General features: G+C 35.8%; 2 protein-coding genes and 1 pseudogene. All 3 read left to right on the top strand.

What is annotated here, in order from left to right; all coding sequences use genetic code 11:
• Positions 1–694, top strand: a 694-nt coding sequence (locus A5295_RS04460) for a rhomboid family intramembrane serine protease (protein ID WP_156518086.1), incomplete at its 5' end; no start/stop codon positions are given.
• A 256-nt stretch (positions 695–950) separates the two neighbouring features.
• Positions 951–1,817: pseudogene (locus A5295_RS06590) on the top strand (SAM-dependent methyltransferase); the annotation flags it as partial.
• A 48-nt stretch (positions 1,818–1,865) separates the two neighbouring features.
• Positions 1,866–3,003, top strand: a 1,138-nt coding sequence (gene folP / locus A5295_RS06585) for a dihydropteroate synthase (protein ID WP_004111416.1), incomplete at its 3' end; no start/stop codon positions are given.

The following is a 3,003-nucleotide window of genomic DNA, read 5'->3' as shown; positions in this document are numbered from 1 at the left end:
TGATATTAAAAATATTTTAAATAATATAAGATTTCGTTTTAACACAACCACAGCCATTTTAGTATATTCATGCATTTTTATTTGGATATTGGAAATGATACTGAACTTTGCCTATCCAAATTATTATTCGACTCTAATAAGCTATACTGCGTTTCTTCCAATCACTGCGTTACAAACACCTTGGACTTGGTTCACATCAATGTTTGTTCACGCACCAAATTTAACCCATATTTTCTTCAATATGCTATGTCTTTGGTCGCTCGGAGTTGAATTAGAACGATTCTTCGGTAAATGGAAGTTTTTTGGATTGTATTTAATATCCGGCTTTGGCGGAAGCGTAGCTGATATCGTATGGTGCAAACTCACTAATAATTGGTTCGTTGCTTCATACGGTGCTTCGGGAGCTATTATGGGGCTTATAGGTGCACTTCTCGTAGCACAATGGCGACTAGGAGAAAACATGCGAGGAACAATTATTTGGATTGCTATTACTCTCGCTATGCCAATTATTGTACCTAATATCGCTTGGCAATCACACGTTGGAGGCTTAATTTCAGGTACTGCAATTGCAGCATTGCTCGGAGTACAAAATCCGCTACTTAAAAAAGCTTCGTTTAATACGCGTTTCTTAGTATATTTTGTATCACTATTTGCTATTCTCACTGCTTGTGCAATGTTTTGTTTGAAGGCATGATTTATTAAATTACACACGTGTAGTTTTCCACCAATGTGCACAGGATTGTGTATAAGTTGTGCCTAAATTGGTGACAACTATATAAGTTATCCACATAGTTAATCACAAACGTTGATAACTTGCCTTTTGTGAACCTGTGCACAAGTGTATAAGAGTTATCCACAATTTAAGTTTTTTGTGGACTAAACTATCGACTACATAATTTTAAAATTTACTTGCTCTAAAATTTTCTACACCTCAATAAGGAATGAGATTCATGCCTACACTTCAAGTTCCAAAAACAATCGAACCAGCAAACGCTTCTACACTCACTTTTATTAAAGAAAACGCACAATTGTCGCCAAGCAAAGCTGCTCTTAAAGCTCCACGCAACGCGAATATCGACATACCGTTTGCAATTAACCAAATAGCAGGTAGACAGATTGCGCAACAAAAACTGCCAAAATGGGCTTCCTGCAACGAAGTCATATATCCTGCACACATTTCTATGGAACAGTGTTCTTCTCAATCAACAGCACAATACAAAGCAAATGTTGCAAAAGAATTACTCAACAAATTAAATTCAGAAAATTTTAGTAGCACACTTGTGGACCTTACTGGCGGCTTTGGAGTTGATTGCACAATAATGTCTGAAGTTTTCGATTCTGCTATTTGTATTGAACAGCAAAACGAACTTTCTAGCATTGCACATCACAATATGAATGCACTTGGTATTACAAACGTAAAATGCTACAACAACAATAGCCTTGATGCACTCAAAAATATTCCTAAGTCAACGATAATATACGTTGATCCAGCTCGCCGTAACAAACAAGGATCTCGCACATACGCTATTGAAGATTGCACTCCAAACGTATTAGATCTTAAAAATCAGTTGCTCACTAAAGCAGAAATAGTAATTATTAAACTTTCTCCAATGCTTGATTGGCACAAAACAGTTAGTGATTTCAGTGGCAATGTAGAAGCCGTACATATAGTCGCACATAATAACGAGTGCAAGGAACTATTGATAATACTTAGTAACTCTCAGCACACAAAAGTACCAGTATATTGCGCAAACGATGATCAGATAACTGTTATACAAGCAACTTACAATACTTCAACAAATCAGGTATCAATACAGCCTGAATCAAATGTTTTAAATAWKARRWWWKAGAAAGAAAGAATACAAATGCGAATTATTGAAAGCAATTTGGAGAATGCGTCTTCTAAAAATATTGCAGATATAGCGTTACTGCAGGATCTTTGCGTAAATCAAAAAATTTTATGCACGTGGGAAAATATTAGTGAAAACGATTTAAACAAAGTAGCTGATTTTCTCGATCATTTTGATACAGCTATCAAAGTTTCCGAGTCTTCTATTGACTTTATTTTGCCGCTTATTGCTCTTAAACCTTTTATGCAAGAGTGCGAAAAAGCATGGTACGAAGATCAAGAATTACTTGCAAGTTTGCGCTCGCTATTAAAGCAAAAAGCAATTGTGTGGAATGCAGGGCGATTCTGCTTTGATACACTTGACAAGCCGATAGTTTACGCGATTTTGAATATTACTCCTGACTCATTCTATGATGGCGGCAAGTACCAAAGTGAAGACGAAGTAAATAGCCATATTAAAGAAATAGTTGAAGCTGGTGCTGATGTTATAGAAGTAGGCGGTCAAACTACAAAACCTGGCGGTTATTTAGAAATTACTCCAGAAGAGGAAATAAGTCGCGTTATACCTGCTATTAAGTATATTCACAAAAATTATCCTCAAATTGCTGTAGCAGTAGACACTTACAAGTTACCTGTAATGGAAGCTGCAATTGAAGCTGGCGTAGATATTATAAATGATGTTCGTGCGTTTGATTCTCCAGAAAAAGTAAAGCTTATGGCAGATTCTAACGTTGGATTAGTAACAATGCATAGCAATAGAGATACAGAATATGACAATTTAACAAAGGTTATGTGTCAATTCTTTAGCGATAATTTAAAAATGCTTGTTGATGGAGGAGTTGACTTAAATAGGATTATTCTTGATCAAGGAATTGGCTATGCAAAGGTTGCTGATGGTGAACAAGATTATGCAATGATGCGCAATATTAATCAATTGCATCGTTTTGGTCGACCAATACTGGTTGCGATTTCTAGAAAAGGCTTTGGTAAGAAGCTTTTTAATTTAGATAAAGAAGATCGTTTGCCTGTCACTTTAGTTGCAGAAACAGCGATGTTTATGGCTGGTGGACGTGTAATACGTGCTCATGATATTGCAGAAACAAAGCAATTAGTTGAAATGATCGATGTTATTAATAGAAATTACTGGTTTAAGT

Origin of the sequence: Gardnerella sp. 26-12 (assembly GCF_001660745.1) — a bacterium.
In the GTDB taxonomy this organism is placed as follows: Bacteria; Actinomycetota; Actinomycetes; order Actinomycetales; family Bifidobacteriaceae; genus Bifidobacterium; species Bifidobacterium swidsinskii.
Note: the sequence above shows the minus strand (reverse complement) of the source record. Positions and strands in the feature narration are given on the sequence as shown.